Origin of the sequence: Wolbachia endosymbiont of Anopheles demeilloni (genome assembly GCF_018491735.2) — a bacterium.
Classification (GTDB): Bacteria; Pseudomonadota; Alphaproteobacteria; order Rickettsiales; family Anaplasmataceae; genus Wolbachia.
Genome location: NZ_CP084694.1, coordinates 625996 through 643883, shown reverse-complemented (window position 1 = coordinate 643883; position 17888 = coordinate 625996). Strand labels below are relative to the sequence as shown.

General features: G+C 34.5%; 9 protein-coding genes and 3 pseudogenes. 7 read left to right on the top strand and 5 right to left on the bottom strand.

All coding sequences use genetic code 11. From position 1 onward, the window contains the following. Window positions 1–43: 43 nt before the first annotated feature. Window positions 44–181: pseudogene (locus JSQ73_RS03415) on the top strand (IS5/IS1182 family transposase); the annotation flags it as partial. Window positions 182–804: 623 nt separating this feature from the next. Here JSQ73_RS03415 and JSQ73_RS03410 read toward each other — a convergent pair. Together JSQ73_RS03410 and JSQ73_RS03405 are read right to left on the bottom strand one after the other, a co-directional pair. Continuing rightward, complete coding sequence (locus tag JSQ73_RS03410; RefSeq protein WP_214249607.1) at window positions 805–1800, bottom strand: NAD(P)H-dependent flavin oxidoreductase; 996 nt, start codon at window positions 1798–1800, stop codon at window positions 805–807. 5 nt (window positions 1801–1805) lie between these two features. Continuing rightward, window positions 1806–2327: a cytochrome b gene (locus JSQ73_RS03405; RefSeq protein WP_214249606.1), complete on the bottom strand. Its 522-nt coding sequence runs from the start codon at window positions 2325–2327 to the stop codon at window positions 1806–1808. Window positions 2328–2590: 263 nt separating this feature from the next. Here JSQ73_RS03405 and JSQ73_RS03400 point away from each other — a divergent pair, with 263 nt between their 5' ends. Beyond that, complete coding sequence (locus tag JSQ73_RS03400; protein WP_214249604.1) at window positions 2591–3763, top strand: NADH-quinone oxidoreductase subunit D; 1173 nt, start codon at window positions 2591–2593, stop codon at window positions 3761–3763. Window positions 3764–3781: 18 nt separating this feature from the next. Here the strand turns inward: JSQ73_RS03400 and recJ are convergent, their stop codons facing one another. Next, window positions 3782–5521, bottom strand: a complete 1740-nt coding sequence (recJ, locus tag JSQ73_RS03395) for a single-stranded-DNA-specific exonuclease RecJ (RefSeq protein ID WP_214249603.1) — start codon at window positions 5519–5521, stop codon at window positions 3782–3784. Between the two features lie 687 nt (window positions 5522–6208). On the opposite strand from recJ, the pseudogene JSQ73_RS03390 reads away from it, so the two are divergent. From JSQ73_RS03390 to JSQ73_RS03375, 4 genes and pseudogenes are all read left to right on the top strand, one after another. Beyond that, window positions 6209–6340: pseudogene (locus JSQ73_RS03390) on the top strand (IS5/IS1182 family transposase); the annotation flags it as partial. 115 nt (window positions 6341–6455) lie between these two features. Beyond that, window positions 6456–7772 carry a tRNA (N6-isopentenyl adenosine(37)-C2)-methylthiotransferase MiaB gene (miaB, locus tag JSQ73_RS03385; RefSeq protein WP_214249600.1) on the top strand — a complete coding sequence of 439 codons (1317 nt, stop codon included), beginning with the start codon at window positions 6456–6458 and terminating at the stop codon, window positions 7770–7772. A gap of 434 nt (window positions 7773–8206) precedes the next feature. Next, window positions 8207–11437, top strand: coding sequence for an isoleucine--tRNA ligase (ileS, locus tag JSQ73_RS03380; protein WP_214249599.1), 3231 nt, complete (start codon window positions 8207–8209; stop codon window positions 11435–11437). Between the two features lie 43 nt (window positions 11438–11480). Continuing rightward, a pseudogene (locus JSQ73_RS03375) lies at window positions 11481–14163 on the top strand (hypothetical protein). Here JSQ73_RS03375 and pheT read toward each other — a convergent pair. Both pheT and JSQ73_RS03365 read right to left on the bottom strand, forming a co-directional pair. After that, window positions 14160–16499, bottom strand: coding sequence for a phenylalanine--tRNA ligase subunit beta (gene pheT / locus JSQ73_RS03370; RefSeq protein ID WP_214249598.1), 2340 nt, complete (start codon window positions 16497–16499; stop codon window positions 14160–14162). The pseudogene JSQ73_RS03375 and the gene pheT sit on opposite strands and share 4 nt — an antisense overlap. A gap of 111 nt (window positions 16500–16610) precedes the next feature. Then, a complete protein-coding gene (locus JSQ73_RS03365; RefSeq protein ID WP_214249597.1) occupies window positions 16611–16892 on the bottom strand; it encodes a hypothetical protein in 282 nt (93 codons plus the stop codon). 239 nt (window positions 16893–17131) lie between these two features. Between JSQ73_RS03365 and JSQ73_RS03360 the strand changes: the two genes are divergently transcribed. Next, a complete protein-coding gene (locus tag JSQ73_RS03360) occupies window positions 17132–17857 on the top strand; it encodes a F0F1 ATP synthase subunit A (RefSeq protein ID WP_214249596.1) in 726 nt (241 codons plus the stop codon). The last annotated feature ends 31 nt before the right edge of the window (window positions 17858–17888 follow it).

Sequence of the window (17888 nt, the reverse complement as noted above, 5' to 3'; positions counted from 1 at the left end):
TGAGATTATTGTAGCAGATCTGAAGTCTTGCAGGAAGAGGACAAGATGGGTTGTTGAGAGATCTTCTTTTGCTTGGTTGCAAAAATGTAGGCGACTTTGGAAAAATTGCGAGCGGAAACTCAACACTAGCCTGCAAATGGTCGTTCTTGCTTTCGCTGCTTTGCTTCTGAAAAGATTGTGAACAGGTTCTAAGACTTTTCTGATTTTGAATAGTGCTACTAGAATGATCTTTATTGTTGCTCTTTTTAGTAATCTCTGAAATTATTTTTAATGTTTTCCCTTTTATTGTTGGTGATCTTTGTGATGATTTTTCTTCATTGTTAAGTACTGAAGGTTTCATTAATCCCTCTGACTCTATCACTTCTTTTTCCAATGCTGGAAGAAATTTCTCGGTGTAATAATTATAATATTTTTGATATTCTTCTTGCTCTCTCAGTAATTTTGCTAATTTAATTAATATGTTAGGATCAGCTCCTTTGTTGAACAACTCTATGCATTTTGCGATAGTTCTATCTCCCTTTTTTAGATTTCCATGATTATGTGTGTTTTTTGTGACCTTTTTGTATATATTGGTGAACAGTTTACGATCTTCTTCATTACTCAAAGATTGAATAAGCTCTTCTATTTTATAAGGTAAATCATTACTTCTAGATTTTTTAAAGTACCTAGCATAACATTCCTCTCATATAAATAAAATGTATGAATACCTCTTTAGCGTTAATTTTACATTAAAATTGGGCAGTTATACCTTATTGCGGATAATTATAGCAATTTGCTAACTATTTTCTTTGCTGATTACTGATTTTACATTTCAACATAATTGCTTGCCTGTTGAACTAGTATATCTATTACTTCTTTTACAGGCTTTTCTCTATCAACCATGCCAACACTTTGACCAGCCATTAAAGATCCTGTTTCAACATCTCCATCAATTACTGCTCTTCTTAAGGCTCCAGCCCAGAACTTTTCTATTTCAAGCTGCCCATCTTCTTTTGAGATTTCTCCATTTTGATATTTATCAATAATGTCTCTTTGATGCTCCATAAAATCGTCACTTGCTTTGTTAGCTATAGCCCTTACTGGAATTATAGGAAAATCAGCACTAATCTGCACAGAAGATACAGCATTACGCGCAGCTGATTTGATGAATACTTCTTTAAAATTTTTGTGAGCGATTGACTCATTCGTGCAGACAAATAATGTACCTATTTGACAGCCACTTGCTCCCATTTCTAGGTAGTTCACTATCATTTTGCCTCTTCCTATTCCACCTGCAACAAACACCGGTGTTTTCTCATTTTTAAAATGAGGTAATATCTCTTGTGCGAGAACAGAAGTGCTAACAGGACCGATATGTCCTCCTGCTTCCATACCTTCTATTATTAACGCATCTACCCCCATGTTTACTAACCTTTTCGCAAGGCTTAATGCTGGTGCAAAGCACATAACTTTAATGCCTGCATTCTTGATTTTTTCTATATTAGGTTTTGTTGGTAATCCGCCAGCAAGAACTACATGGCTTACTTTTGTTTCAATGCATATATCTATTAACTCACTCAAATTTGGGTGCATAGTAATTAGATTGACACCAAATGGCTTATGAGTTAATTTCTGTGTCTCTATGATTTCTTTTTTCAGTAAGTCCGGAGATATTGCACCACATGCAATTACGCCAAATCCACCAGCATTTGAGATTGCTGAAACCAAATTTCTCTCTGAAACCCAGCTCATAGCACCACCCATTACTGCAAACTCACTACCGAGAAAATTCGTTCCTTTCTTCCAAAGCCTGCTCAACATATAGCCTACATCATACGTTTAAAAATGTTTTGTTTATCTATAAATGTGTGTTTTAAAGCACCAAGTATATGAAAGGTTATAAAGACTATCATAAGATATGCAAGCATCGAATGTAGCTGATTAGCTGTACTAGCTAGCTCTTTGTTTTCATTGATTAACAAAGGGATATGAACAAAATATTTGATCTCTTTACTAGAAGCAGAAGACATGACATAACCAGATAGCGGTATTAGCACCATCAAAGCATATAAACAAAAGTGTATCGTTTTGCTCACATTGATTACGAATCGAGAAAAATTGGCTGGTAATGGCGGAACATAAGTAAAGACGAGAAAAAATATACGTACTATAGTTAATCCAAGAACGGTGATACCACAAGCCTTATGAATAGTGTATATGCTGAATTTAATTTCACTGCTAATCAGCAAACTTTTCATGTACAGTCCAGAACAAAGCATACCAATAATAAGAGCAGACATTAACCAATGAATGATCCTTAAACCTAAACTATATTTATTGTCTTTCATTAATTTTGATTACTCTAAAGTAGAATTTATATAGTAGAAAAACTATTTCTCAATCAAAATTATCTATACATAATTTCGCTGCCTTGATCAACATAAGTGCAATAATTGTATGTGACACATAAACATTGTCTATCAGATCATGAAGAAGTGGTGAAGTTTTTGAGAGTTTTTTATTGTAACGATGAGTTATAGCTTGTACAAGAAGCCTATTGACTTTAAGCACATTTTACCATATACAATTCCAATACCTTAAACTACCAAGCATGCCTGATCTAAAGACAATGATGTTAAACTTTGGACCGCAGCATCCAGCTGCACACGGGGTGTTACGTCTTGTTTTAGAGATGGATGGTGAGGTGATCGAGAGGGCAGATCCTCATATTGGGCTTTTGCATCGTGGCACTGAAAAATTGATAGAACATAAAACTTATCTTCAAGCTCTGCCTTACTTTGACCGCCTTGATTATGTGTCACCAATGTCACAAGAGCATGCATATTCGTTATGTGTAGAGAAATTATTGCAGTGCGAAGTTTCGATTAGGGCAAAATATTTGCGTGTTCTATTTTGTGAGCTGACAAGAATACTAAATCATTTACTAAATATCTCTTCCCAAGCACTTGATGTTGGGGCGATGACTCCTCTTTTATGGCTCTTTGAAGAGAGAGAAAAAATACTCGAGTTCTATGAAAGGGCCTCAGGTGCAAGATTTCACGCAGCTTATATAAGGCCAGGTGGAATTGCAGCAGATATCCCAGAAGGTTTGATTGAAGATATTGCAAAATTTATAGAGCAATTTCCAAAGTATATAGATGATGTTGATGATCTTCTGACAGAAAATATGATATGGAAGCAACGCACTGTAGGAATTAGTGAAATATCAATAAAACAGGCGCTTGATTGGGGCTTTAGTGGACCAATGCTCCGTGCTGCTGGACTTGCTTGGGACTTGCGAAAAAGCCAGCCATATGAGATATATGATCAGCTAGATTTTGATATACCTATCGGTCAAAATGGTGACTGTTATGATCGTTATTTAGTAAGAATGGCGGAGATCAGACAATCTATCAGCTTGGTGAAGCAATGCATAGAGAAGATGCCTGAAGGGCCAATAAAAACTGAAGATAGAAAAATTTCTCCACCGCCAAGAGCAGAAATGAAAGAATCCATGGAAGCTATGATTCATCATTTTAAGCTTTACTCAGAAGGATATCATGTGCCAGAAGGTGAGGCTTATGTGGCTGTTGAAGCGCCAAAAGGCGAATTTGGAATATATATAGTTTCAGATGGTACCAATAGACCTTACAGATGCCGAATAAGAGCACCTGGCTTTGCGCATTTACAGGCCTTAGATTTCATGGCAAAAGGACATATGCTTGCTGACATTTCAGCAATTATCGGTTCACTCGATATAGTCTTTGGTGAGATTGATAGGTAATTATTGTAAAATAGTAACTTAACTAATGGTTAAGACATCTTCTATCATAAGTTGTATAAATTCATTACCATTCCAGTAATTCATAGAGATTTTACCCAAAATGGCTTTAACATTACCCTGCATAATAGCAGAGCCAAGCTCAGTATTTGCAGAGCGAAACGCAATAGCTTTGACCATAACATTATCGTCAGCAATAAAACATTTTATATGGTCAACTCCTATAACTTCCGGCTTTCTTATCTTTGCTCCTTGAATGATGAATCTCGGTTCAGGATTACCAACACCAAATGGCTCTAAGCGTTGCAGTTGGTTCCACAGGGATAAGTTTATTGTTTTAACTGTTACTATACCATCAGCTTTGATAATTTTGTTATTTGTAGAGTTTGCAAATCTTTCAGTAAAAAAATCATATAGATCACTTATTTTACCTTCCTCAATCGAAAATCCTGCTGCCATACTGTGACCACCACCTTCAATGATTAGGTTGGTAAATTTTGCAGAAAGAACCGCAGCACCAATATCTACTCCAGAAATTGACCTACAGCTTGCTTTTCCTATTCCATTGTTTAAAGATATCACTATCGTTGGTAAGTGAAACTGCTCTTTTAGTCTTGATGCAATTATACCAATTATTCCCTGGTGCCAATTACCACTTACCATTATAAAATTTACACCTAAGTGGGCAAAATTTTCCGCTTGTGTTGTAGCTTCCAAAATAGCCTCATTTTCTAGCATTTTTCTTGCATTATTCAAATCTATTAGTTTTAGCGCGATTGAATGAGCCTTTTCTTCATCATCAGTGGAAAGCAACCTTGCACCGAGCGATGCTTCTCCAATTCTTCCTCCGGCATTTATACATGGCCCAATACTAAACCCTAATCGTGAAACACTTGGTTTTTCAAGAATTCCCAAAGCGTCAAACAAAACACGTAAGCCAACATTTTTTCTTGCTGACATAACTTTTAATCCTTGTAAAACAAAAGCCCTATTTAGGCCTGTAATCTGCATAACATCGCAAACAGTTCCAAGAGCAACTAAATCCAGTAGATCAAATAAATCTGGTTCTTTTTTGTTGGTAAAAAATCCTTGCTCACGTAGGCTTCTGTTAAGAGCAACAATTAGCAGAAATGACACTCCAACTGCTGCTAAGTTATTATAAGGAGAGCTCTCATCAAGGCGGTTGGGATTAACAACTGCTACAGCACTTGGTAATTTTTCTATACCAAGGTGATGATCGATAACTATAATATCAAGTCCAAAAACCCTTGCCTCTTCTATTGGTTGATATGCAAGCGTACCGCAATCAACAGAAATACATAAATCAATACCATTCTTTTTAAGTTGTAATAAAGCATCTGTGTTCAATCCATAGCCCTCATCAACACGATCTGGAATATAGATTATAGAGTGTGTCCCAATCGCTCTTAGGTACCTATTAATCAATGCTGATGACGTTGCACCATCAACATCGTAATCACCAAATATTGCAATATTCTCATTATTGTTTATTGCTTTTATTATGCGAGAAACAGCTTTATCCATATCAAGGAGGTGAAAGGGATCTGGTAATAGCGATCTGATTAGTGGGTGTAAGAAGTCATGTGCATTTTCTATGTTAACACCACGAGCAACTAATATTCTTGCTAATATTTCTGGCAACTCAAATCTCTGTATAAGAGTAAAAATCTCCCTTTGATCTGCTTCTTGTAACTTCCACAGTGCATTTGTTATGCTGCGTTTTTCAATATCAAGTAGCATGCTCTTTATAAATAAAACTACTTTACCAGAACTTTTAAGCTTGTTCTATAATTGTGTTAGACTTCTGTATAACCTAAAGAAGGATATAAGAGAGTGTCACTCGAAAGGAATCACATTTATTTTGACAAAGAGCATCTGTAAAATCTAATACTTCTTCTTGCATAACATGCTCTTTAATTATTATTATATCTATATTGACATATAAGTGTGAACATTATATTAATGTAATTACTTTTTAAGTATGCATCGCAAATTTATGCCTGGAAACAGTTTTTGGTTACTCAAACCTTTTCTACCTTTATTTCATATTCTTTAAAGTATTTTTTGCACTTTCTTTATAAAAACCATAGGTACCAATCGGTTTTTAGCTTAAGAATAAAGGTCAAGTATCTGGAATACTGGACATAAAATCCCCCTGAAAGATTAGAAAAAAAATACAGCGCACATACTACAGTATACACTGAAGAAGATACGCTACACTTTTTATTGAGAAATTGACTGAAAAGTCTGCAGACGGAGATAGATTTTTGAGCTCTTAAAATACCTCTACTCTAAGAGACTGTACATGATCTCAAAAAAGGGATAGAATGAGAGGATAAAGTAGGATATGGGAAGTTTATATCCAAGTGATATAAGTCGAGGAAAGTTTGAGATTATTGTAGCAGATCTGAAGTCTTGCAGGAAGAGGACGTTGTTGAGAGATCTTTTGCTTGGTTGCAAAAATGTAGGCGACTTTGGAAAAATTGCGAGCGGAAACTCAACACTAGCCTGCAAATGGTCGTTCTTGCTTTCGCTGCTTTGCTTCTGAAAAGATTGTGAACAGGTTCTTAGGGTAAGGAAAGCGAGAAGGTTTGTCAAGCAAACTTTATTGGCTGTTGTACTAGAATTCAGTTTTTCGTATAATTTGCTAGAATTTGTGTGAAGAATTTTAAATATGAAAGGCCTATATATTAAAACTTACGGCTGTCAGATGAACGTTTATGACTCCATTTTAATGGAGAATATAGTTAAGCCTCTAGGATTCAACATTGTTAGTGATGTAGAACAAGCTGATTTAGTGATATTGAATACTTGTCATATTAGAGAAAAGGCAGCAGAAAAGCTTTATTCAGAGCTTGGAAGAATTCATTCGTCAAGAAAAGAAAGGACCATAGTAGTGGCTGGATGTGTAGCGCAAGCAGAGGGAGAAGAAGTGTTCAGAAGGGCTCCTTTTGTTGATATTGTTGTTGGTCCGCAGAGTATTGCTGCTTTACCGGAATTGATAGTCAAAGCAAGTAGAAGTAAAGGTCATATAATAAATACTGACTTTCTTGAAGTTGCAAAGTTTGATAAATTGCCGGATGAATGTTATGGCAATAGCCAGGGGTCTTCTGCGTTTCTTGCCATACAAGAAGGTTGTGATAAATTTTGTACGTTTTGTGTGGTGCCTTACACTCGCGGGGCTGAGTATTCACGACCAGTAAATGAAATATTCCGTGAAATATTGAAGTTAGTTGCAAATGGGGCAAGGGAAATCAATTTGCTCGGTCAAAATGTTAATGCTTATAATGGAGAGTGCGAAGAAGAGGTCTGGGATTTAGGAAAATTAATTAGTCACATTGCTAAAATTGAAAACCTAAAAAGAATCCGCTACACAACTTCTCATCCAAGAGATATGCACGAATCTCTCTACTTGGTGCATGCAGAAGAGCCAAAACTCATGCCGTTTGTTCACCTACCTGTGCAGTCAGGTTCGAATAAAATATTGCATGCAATGAACAGAAAACACACTGCAGAGGAGTATTTGGAAATAATAGACAGATTTCGCAAATTGAAACCTGAAATCGAATTTTCTTCTGATTTTATTGTTGGTTTTCCTGGAGAAACTGAAAAAGATTTTGAGGAAACTATGAAGTTAGTAGAAAAAGTAAAGTACGCTCAGGCTTATAGTTTTAAATATAGCCCAAGGCCAGGAACGCCAGGGGCGGAAAGAAAAAATCAAGTACCAGAAGAGGTTAAAACAGAGCATCTTCTTCGGTTACAGAAATTAATTAGCAAGCAACAACTTGAATTTAATCAGAGTATGATAGGAAAAACTATTCCTGTTCTATTCAGTGATAAAAAAGGTAAACACCAAAATCAAATTATTGGTAAAAGCCCATACATGCAATCAGTATGCGTTGATGATCCTGACGATAAATACAAAGATAAAATAGTAAATGTAAGGATATTGGAAGCTCGGCAAAATAGTTTATTGGGATGCGCTGCCTAATTAGAGAAAAGTGCTCCCATGGTCTCATGTAGAAGTACTTTGTGTGTTTTATAAGTTTATAAGCTATCTAGATTTAATCCTTAAGGGACTACAGCTCTCTGTTACGCAATCATATGAGACTTGATATAATAGATTCGCGGGATTTTTTTCTTTTTCCACTGATAGCGTATTCTCTCAATCTCTCCAGAATTGTTGTATTCATAAGAAAGCGATTTCCAAATAAAGCTACTTTTACTATTATTTTTGTTAGCATCATGAAATTTATGATAAGGACAACTTCTATTGTCTTTATTCATCTTCAACCTCAATAAATAAGTCTAATGAATTAATATGTTGTATAATGATGTCAATACCTGTCTATGTTTATAGAAACAGAGTTTTTGAATTTGTAATTTTCCAAAAAGCTCTATATTCTTTGATTTTATCCAGTTAAAATGAATATGAAGTATTATCCTGATACAAGCAGCAGTCCTGATTTTTCATTGCTAGAAAAGGAAATCATAAAATTTTGGCAGGAAAATAAAATTTTTGAGCAGTCAGTCGAGAAACGTTCCAAGGGTCATTGTTTTGTATTTTATGATGGGCCTCCGTTTGCAAATGGACTTCCGCATTACGGACACTTGCTTACTGGTTTTATAAAAGATGCATTTGCAAGATATCAAACTATGCTGCAAAAAAGGGTTGAACGTAGATTTGGTTGGGATTGCCATGGCTTACCAGCTGAGATGGGTGCAGAAAAGGAACTTGGAATATCTGGTAGAACTGAGATAGAGAAGTTTGGCATTGAAAAATTCAATAATCATTGCCGTACTTCTGTGATGAAATTTTCATCAGAATGGGAGAAGTATGTAAATAGACAAGCAAGATGGGTAGATTTTCACAATGACTATAAGACTATGGATAAGTCATTCATGGAGTCGGTCATGTGGGCATTTAGGCAGCTTTATGATAAAGGTCTGGTGTATGAATCAATACGCGTTGTTCCCTATAGCTGGGCGTGCGAAACTCCACTCTCTAATTTTGAAACAAGACTAGATAATGCTTATAGAGAAAAAGCTAGCAAGGCTGTAACTGTTGCATTTGAGCTTTTAGATAATCCAAAGCAATTTAAACAAAAATGTAAGTTGCTCGCTTGGACTACAACCCCTTGGACGTTGCCAAGCAACCTCGCACTGGCAGTAGGGGAGGATATTGAGTATTGTATGGTGTTAGTAAATGGTGAAGTTTGCATCTTTGCTGAAAGTTATTTAGAGAAATTTGTCAGCCACTGTGAACAAAGCAATATTCAATATGAAAACTGTAATATAAAACTTAAAGCAAGTGATCTTGCAGGTCTTTCTTATAGACCACTGTTTGATTACTTTAAAGATACAAAGAATGCGTTCCGTGTTTTCATTGCCGATTATGTTACAGCAGAAGATGGTACTGGTGTTGTGCACACTGCTCCTGGATTTGGTGAAGAAGATTTTTACCTTTGCCAAAGCCATGATATTCGAGCTGTTTGTCCAGTTGATAACGCTGGAAAATTTACTACTGAAGTTTCAGATTTGGCAGGAGTTCATGTTTTTGATGCCAATGATACAGTAATCAAGAAATTAAAAAGGCAGGGGAGCTGGTTTAAAACTGAGCAATATATTCACAATTATCCACACTGCTGGAGAACTGACACTCCTTTAATCTACCGTACTATGCCTTCTTGGTATGTTGCTGTGACAAAGTTTAAGGGAAGAATGACAGAGCTAAATAAGAGAGTTAATTGGATGCCAAATCATATAAGAGATGGTCAATTTGGAAAATGGCTTGAAGGAGCGCATGACTGGTCTATTTCACGCAATCGATTTTGGGGTACGCCAATTCCTGTGTGGAAGTCAGACGATGTAAAATATCCAAGAGTGGATGTGTATGGTTCGATAGCAGAACTAGAGCGAGATTTTAATGTTAAAATAGATGACTTGCACAGACCATTTATCGATACTTTGATAAGACCAAATCCTGATGATCCAACAGGAAAATCAGTTATGCGTCGTGTGCCTGATGTGTTTGACTGTTGGTTTGAATCTGGATCGATGCCGTTCGCGCAAGTTCACTATCCGTTTAAAAATAAGGAGTGGTTTGAGAGTAATTTCCCTGCGGATTTTATCACTGAATATATAGCACAAACAAGAGGATGGTTTTATACGCTTTTTGTTCTTTCCACTGCTTTATTTGATAGTGAGCCATTTAAGAATTGCATATGCCACGGTGTGGTTCTTGATGTGAAAGGTCAGAAATTATCTAAACGTTTGAATAATTATGCAGATCCAATGGAGGTTTTTGATAAATACGGTTCTGATGCGCTGCGTTTTCTTATGCTGTCTGGTTCCATTGTCTGTGGTGGTAATTTGCTACTCGACAAAGAAGGAAATTTAGTGCGTGATGTTCTAAAAAACGTAATAAAACCTATTTGGAACAGTTATCACTTTTTTACCATGTATGCAAATGCAGATGGAATTAAAGCTGAAGTTTGTAAGGATTATCAAAGTACTATTGATCGCTACATGATTTCAAAATGTTTTGAAGCTGTGGAAGGTATCCAAGCTTCTATGAACAACTATAACTCTCAGGAAGCTTGCAAAATCCTGAAAGATTTTTTTGAAGTGCTAAATAACTGGTATATTCGTCGCAGTCGCGAGCGTTTTTGGAAAAGTGACTTAGATCAAGATAAAACCGACGCTTATAATGTTCTGTACACAGTTTTTTATTACATGCTTCGAGCAGCAGCCCCTTTGTTGCCACTTATAACAGAGACTATATGGCAGGGGCTTAGGTATGAAGAAATATCTGTTCATTTGGCTGATTTTCCACAATCAGATAGATATAATAGTCAGCTCATTGCCAAGATGGATTTGGTAAGAGAGATATGTAACTCTGGATTATCCATCAGAAATACGTTTAACATGCGCATCAGGCAGCCACTTGGCAGTATGACTATCTACCATCAGTCTTTCTGTAGTTTTCTTGAAGGTGAGCCGTTTTCTGTCATCCCAGTTCGTGACACTGGGATCCAGTGTACTGCAGACTCAAATGAATACCAAGAGATGATAAAAGATGAGGTAAATGTAAAAAAATTAGAATTAGTAAATAGACTTGAAGATATTGCATCACTAGAGCTGAAACTAAATTTCCCTCTACTTGGCAAGAAGATTCCAGATAAAATCAAGAAACTAGTTCAATATTTCAAAGAAGGAAAATGGAAGCAGATTGAAAATGAACAGATATTCTTGGGAAATGAGTCGGAAAATTACATTATAGAAAAAGGCGAATATGAATTGCTATTAAAAGCAAATAGTGAATATTCTTCTGTATTTGATGACAATAAAGGGGTTGTTATTCTGAGCACTAAGCTCAATGACGAACTAATTCTAGAAGGACTCGCAAGAGATGTTGTGAGGCTTATTCAAGAAACTAGAAAACAAGCTGATTTTCATATATCAGATAGAATTAGAGTAACAATAAAAACAGAAGATGAAAAAATTAAGGAAGCAATAACTACATGGAATAAATATATAAAAGAGCAGACCCTTGCCTTATCTTTGGACACTAATAAAGAGATCGAGGCCGATTTCTATTTTAAGAAATACCAAGGTTTGACAGTTGGTATTAAGTTAATAAAGTTGCAAAATTAGTAATGTTTATGCTATACTTAAATTGCTTTAAGTAGGGTGTAATATGAATCAAGTTGTTACAGATAGCCATAAAGAAATTGTTGATTTAAACAACAATAGTGATGATTTGGATAAAGTACAATCTATTTCCAATGTTGCTTTGGAAGAGGAAGAAGAGTTTTTTGATGCTGTAAGTAAGCAGGATTGGTTAATTAAATAAATAGCTGCTTTTAATGTTCCACTCAGTATATTTCATTATAAAGATAATAATTCTTGACTTTTTTACCTCCTGGTATAATATGTCAAGCGAAATATTGCAAGAGATAAACAGAGCTTGCCCAGAGAAGAAAATATTAAATTTAGCTCTGTCAGTTTTAATGCTCCCTTATATTGCTTTTACTGCACTGAAGTTAGTCATATACAGTAAATTTAAAGCAAATAGCAAGACACAAGAAGGTGTAGTGGAAGATAAGACAAAAAAGAGTGAAATAGGTGTGCCAAAAAGATTGGCATATGGTGCTCTTGCTGCAATGGCAATTTTTGTTAATGTGACTGTGCTTGTAGCCTTAATCATTCCTGCAACAGTTGCTTTGGCTACTTTTTATCTTTTAAATAGAGATTTATCTCACTCTTTAGTTACTGCTCTTGAAATAAGTATGGGGCAGTATTCTAATAAGCACCAAAATATAGAGGTATCTTTTCATGAAACGAAACTTTTTAGAACAAGCATTACATATGATATGGAAATAAAGTTTCCACCACAATTTAAACAATTACTGAGAGATTTATGCCAAAGTGAAAATGGCAAATGGTTTAATGTGATACAGGATTCAGAACGTAATATCATACTGAAATTGTCAACTGGTGTCGATTTAAAAAATGGTCTTCAGCCCTTGCGTAATGAGATCGCAAGTGTAATTGCAACTTCAATTCAAGAATGCGCAAGAACTATGGAAGAGCTGATGAAGCTAGAAAAGAAAGATATTACACATGATAAACTGAAGGAATTATTGAGTGAATTCAGGCTGAAAGTGGTGAGTAGCATAGATTCTAAGTTGACAACTCACTTAATAGAAAATGCTTATCAAGTTGCCTTTATACAAGCAATTAAGTTTCAGCAAAATAGACGGGGAGAAGATTTTTCACTGGAAGATGAGCTAAAAAATACTTTAGTGAAACAGAAATTAGAAAGTCAAGGTAAGGAATTACAAGTTGAAAAAGAGATTATAATAAAAGATCTAAAAAAAGCAGGAGCAAAAGTGCCAGATATCTTAGAAGATAGTGAGCTTTTTGTATTTAAAGCAGAATGGGAACGGCTTATACAAGAAGAGAAAATAGCTAAGAGGACAATTATTGATGTTTATAAGGATATACATCCTCAAGAAACGAAGAAAGCTCTAGATAACACTAAAATAGAGATTGAGTATTAAAAAAAAGAAGGATAAATAAGGTATAATGGGATACATGAAAAGCTGAAAGCAATATATGATGAAGGAAAAAATAACTTAACAAACGATGATTTAAAAAGGAAATTAGAAGATCTTTTTAAGTTCGAGTATGATGATCAAGAAGTTGAGCAAAGGCTAGTAAAATCAGTAATGAAAAAAGCAAAGGGTGAGTTAGGCCTATTAGGCACGCTAAGCTTAATAGACCAGTTTCGAAGTTTAGAAGAGGAGATAAAAGGTCCTTTTAGCAAGAAAAGTTCAAAAGAAGTTTCAGATAAAGTAAATGACTTTATAGCAAAGATATATTTAGAAATAACGAAATGTAAAATACAAATTTTATTCAAAGGCCAAGCAAAGGGTATAGAGGACTCATGTAAGCTGTTAGAGGGAAAGGAGCCGAATTTAGTGCAGAGGATTAATTCGCACCGAGCGGAAATTGTAGAATGCTTAAAGCAACCTATATAGTTAAGAAAAGTAATAGAAGGAAATGAGGATTTAAACAAATATTTAGAAGATGAGCAAAATAGAAGGGGGGAGAAGCATCCAAGTACAAAATTAATAGAGAAGCACTTTCAAAATAACCAAGAAATCCTAAAAGCATTAAAACAGTTAGAATTAGAAGAAAAAGGATTATTGATAAATGAAGAAACAAAAAATGATTATAGAGAAGAACTGGAATCTCGCGAAAAAATAAAGTTTGCAATAATAGAAGATGATTTACTTAAAGCATTCGAGCATGAAATTTTTGATGAAGAAGCAATTAAGAAGTTACTAGAGAGAGCAGAACTTGAGTACTATTTGGCAGAAAAGTGCATAAAAAGTCCTGTGATTAAGACAAAAGACAATATCAAACATTTTTGTCAAGATTTATTGTCTCCTTTAATAAATAGGTTGGTGGAAAATATAGTAAATAATGTACCAAAAAGTGATAAAAGTTCATGGCTGCAGCCTATAAAAGCTATTAGGACAGGCTTGGGATATATTCAAACAGGTCTTGCCGTTGCAATTCGTGGGGATAAGAGCACAGAAGGAAAAGCGTTGAGTGTGGCGCATGATACTCATAAGGAAGTAGAAACATTTCTTCAACATTTTCAATCAAGTTATGAGGAAGTAGGAGTTTTTTTTGGTAATTTATTTTCTGATGATGGAACGACATTTAAAAATGATGTATGGCCTAAAGTAGAAGAGCATTTGCATGGAATGTGGGATAGCTTTTTCAAGGATATTGAATTCAAGATAGGGAATAAATTGGATGAAGTAAACGTGACACAGCAAAATCAGGAAACGGCGATTACAGCTTAATGATGAGCTCTCAAAGTTCCTTCAGTATTTTCACACACTAAGTTGACTATCATATTTGATTCTTTTTGGATTTCCTCTTCAGTTAAAGTGTGAGTTGGAGAGCAGAAAGTAACTGAAAATGCTATAGACATCTTATTCGATTCTATATTGTTTCCATGATATACATCAAATATCAAAACTTCTGTGATGAGCTCTGAGCTTTTTTTCACCATATTGATTATACTACCTACTTCTATATCTTTATTTACAATAAACGCAAAATCGCGTTTTACACTTTGATATTTATAATTGATAAATTTTTTTCTACTTATAGGTAATTTTTCGATATTTTCTAATATCAACTCAAAGCCTACAATTTTTTGTTTGATGTTAAAAAAATCCAATATACTCGGATGCAATTCTCCAAAATAACCAACTATGTTACTTCTAAAAGATAAGGAGCCTGATTTTCCTGGGTGATAATATTCTTTTTCTGCTCTCTCTATTGCTAAATTATCACAATTGATATTAAAAAGTTCCAAAGCTGTTATGAGTTCAGCCTTTGCGTCAAAAACATCTATTTTCCTGTCAGTGTTATAATGGTTTCGTGGTAGATTATTTCCTGACCTGATTCCGCTTAAAACATACTTAGACTGAGCTTCATCATTATAAATTAGCCCAATTTCAAAAATTGCACAATCAGGTGTACCATGGGCAGTATTATCTGCAGTAACTTTTAACAAATTTGGTATGATGCTTGGTCTCATTATATTAAAGTCATTATTAAATGGGTTGTCGATAATAAATAATTTATTCAAGTAATTAAATTTTTCAGCTATTGATTCACTCATAAAAGACCAAGTTATCACTTCATGAAACCCTCTACTTGTCATTAAAATGCGCAAATCATCTTGCGTCTCTTCTTCTACTGTAACGTCTTCTGCTAGTGGCTCTTCCTTTATTTTATCATAGCTGTATATTCTTACTGCCTCTTCAATTAAGTCAGCAGGTATGGTTACGTCCGATCTCCAGGTTGGTACATGTACGCTCCAATTATTTTCAGTTCTTTTATCAATACTAAACCCTAATTTTGTTAGAATATTGAATAATTCATCAGGTGATGCAGATACACTTCCAAGTTTGTTTGCATCTTGATAATTGAAATTTATCTTGGTATCAGCCTTATTCAGATTGCCAGCAGACACTACACTTGACACTTCTCCACCACATAAATCTAAAATCATCTGGGCTGCAAGATTGAGTCCATCAAGGGTAAAACTAGGGTCAACTGAACGTGCAAACCTGTAACTTGAGTCTGTGGAGATGTTGAGCTGCCTTGAAGATTTAGTGATAGAAATAGGGTCAAACCAAGCAGACTCTAAAAAGATGTCAGTAGTTTCAAGAGTGCATTCACTGTACTTACTACCTATAACTCCAGCAATTGCATGAACATTTTTATCATCAAAAATAACGCTTATGTCTTTGTTCAATAAGTATTCTTTATCATTTAAACCAATAAATTTTTCTCCATCGTTTGCTTTACGTACTGTGAGCTCTCCTTCTATTTTTTTTGCATTATATGCATGCATTGGGCGATTAAAGGATATCATGATGTAATTAGTAATATCAATTATTGCAGAAATGGAGCGCATTCCTATCGATTCTAGACTATCTTTTAGCCATTTTGGACTCTCTTTATTTTTTACATTAGTGATATATACTCCACTAATAAAACTCTCCCCATCGATGACTTTGACGTTTATTAGTGAGTTCATAGAATCGGTAAGTTGTGGAATGATTAAAGTCTTTAACGTTCCAATTCCAGTTGCTGCTAGATCACGTGCTATTCCATAAACACCTAGGCAATCTCCACGATTTGGAGTGACATTTATATCAATTACAGGATCGCAATTAAAAAATTTATCCCCTACTTTATAATCGTCAGAAAGCTCAATTATTCCTTCACTTTCATTTTGAGTCAACGCAAGTTCGAAAGCAGAGCAGAGCATCCCTTCACTTAGCACTCCTCTTATTTTTGTAGGCTTAATTGTAAAGTTGCTTTCTGGCAATGTGCTACCAAGAGATGCAAGTACAGTCTTCATGCCTTCTTTAACATTTTTTACTCCGCAGACTATCTGCAGAATTTTACTTCCATCATTTACTTTACATAATTTTAATTTATCAGCATTTGGATGAGGTGTGACTTCTAATACTTTTGCAATAACAAACTCGGACAATTTGGTATTGTTGACCACATCTTCTACTTCCAATCCGATGTGAGTTAGCTTATCAGTAATTTCTTCTAAACTGGCATTGATTTCTAAGTACTCTAATAACCAAGATAATGTGAATTTCATCTACCTAACAAGAAACAAAAATTTATTGTAATGTAAAATGTGATGCTTTTAAAGTTTGTTGTAGTGGAATACCTCTACATCACGAGCAGTGATGTAGAAGCTATTGTAATTTTATATATTTTTGTGAAGAAAGCTTATCTTCTCTATATCACCTTTTAAATCTACTTCCATAGAAAATTTGAGATTCATATTGTGATTATCTTCATAGAAATTACAAATGTAACCATCAATAGTTAAGTTTCCTATCATATTATGACTTTCATATAGTATTTCGCTTCCTATTTGATAATGGCCAGTGTATTCGTTAAAGGAACCATCTGTCAATTTGATATATCCGTTACCAAACTCCTGTTCTAAATTTAAAGGCTGATTAATAAAATCTATTCCATCCATAATAATACCTCAACTAAAAGTTAAATTATAATTAAAATAAGATGTTAAATCAAGGTATTAAGTAACTTAATAAGATTAGTGAATTTTTAAATGTAACGCTGGCTATAATTAGCATTCTAATCACATACTTTGTTGATATATTTATGCAATAATGGCATGGATCTTCTATCTTAATTCTTGACTTTACCCTATCAAATCTATATTTTACTTACTATTATAGTTTAAGTATATAAATCAAGATGGCGTTAAATCCGCTAGAACAATTTAAAGTATATACAATAATAGAACTACCAAAATTATTTGGGTATGACATAAACTTTACCAACTCATCTCTTTTTATGATGATCTCGTTGATATTAATGGTACTGTTTTTGCTCCTTGGAATAAGAAAAAGTGCAGTAATACCAGGATATTTGCAAGCTGCAGTTGAATATGTATATGATTTTGTTGTTTCAATAATAGAAAGTAACACTGGAAGCAAAGGTTTGGAGCACATTCCTTTGATATTTACAGTATTTATTTTCATTTTATCGTGTAATTTAGTTGGTGTTCTTCCTTATAGTTTCACAGTTACAAGTCATGTGATAGTTACCTTCGCTTTATCAATGGTGGTTTTTACTTATATAACGATTGTTGGGTTTAAAGAAAGAGGAGTAGAATTTTTACGCATATTGCTACCAAAAGGAACTCCTTCGTGGCTTGCACCTATAATCATCATTATTAAATTATTTGCTTATTTAGTAAGACCGATTAGTTTATCAATAAGGCTTGCAGCAAATATGATTGCAGGTCATACAATCATCAAAGTGATAGCAGGATTCGTCATAAATATGAACATATTTTTTACTCCTGCACCTTTTTTGTTTATAATTGCACTAATAGGATTTGAAGTATTTGTTGCAGTTTTGCAAGCTTATATATTTACTATATTAACATGTGTATATTTGTCAGATGCAGTAAAGTAATTGACTTCCTTGCAGAATATTTTATAATTAT

Excerpts from the sequence above, each read along its gene's own strand:
- recJ (WP_214249603.1), bottom strand. The coding sequence starts at position 5,521 with ATGCTACTTGATATTGAAAAACGCAGCATAACAAATGCACTGTGGAAG.
- JSQ73_RS03410 (WP_214249607.1), bottom strand. The coding sequence starts at position 1,800 with ATGTTGAGCAGGCTTTGGAAGAAAGGAACGAATTTTCTCGGTAGTGAG.
- JSQ73_RS03400 (WP_214249604.1), top strand. The coding sequence starts at position 2,591 with ATGCCTGATCTAAAGACAATGATGTTAAACTTTGGACCGCAGCATCCA.
- JSQ73_RS03365 (WP_214249597.1), bottom strand. The coding sequence starts at position 16,892 with ATGGATGGAATAGATTTTATTAATCAGCCTTTAAATTTAGAACAGGAG.
- JSQ73_RS03360 (WP_214249596.1), top strand. The coding sequence starts at position 17,132 with ATGGCGTTAAATCCGCTAGAACAATTTAAAGTATATACAATAATAGAA.
- pheT (WP_214249598.1), bottom strand. The coding sequence starts at position 16,499 with ATGAAATTCACATTATCTTGGTTATTAGAGTACTTAGAAATCAATGCC.
- ileS (WP_214249599.1), top strand. The coding sequence starts at position 8,207 with ATGAATATGAAGTATTATCCTGATACAAGCAGCAGTCCTGATTTTTCA.
- JSQ73_RS03405 (WP_214249606.1), bottom strand. The coding sequence starts at position 2,327 with ATGAAAGACAATAAATATAGTTTAGGTTTAAGGATCATTCATTGGTTA.
- miaB (WP_214249600.1), top strand. The coding sequence starts at position 6,456 with ATGAAAGGCCTATATATTAAAACTTACGGCTGTCAGATGAACGTTTAT.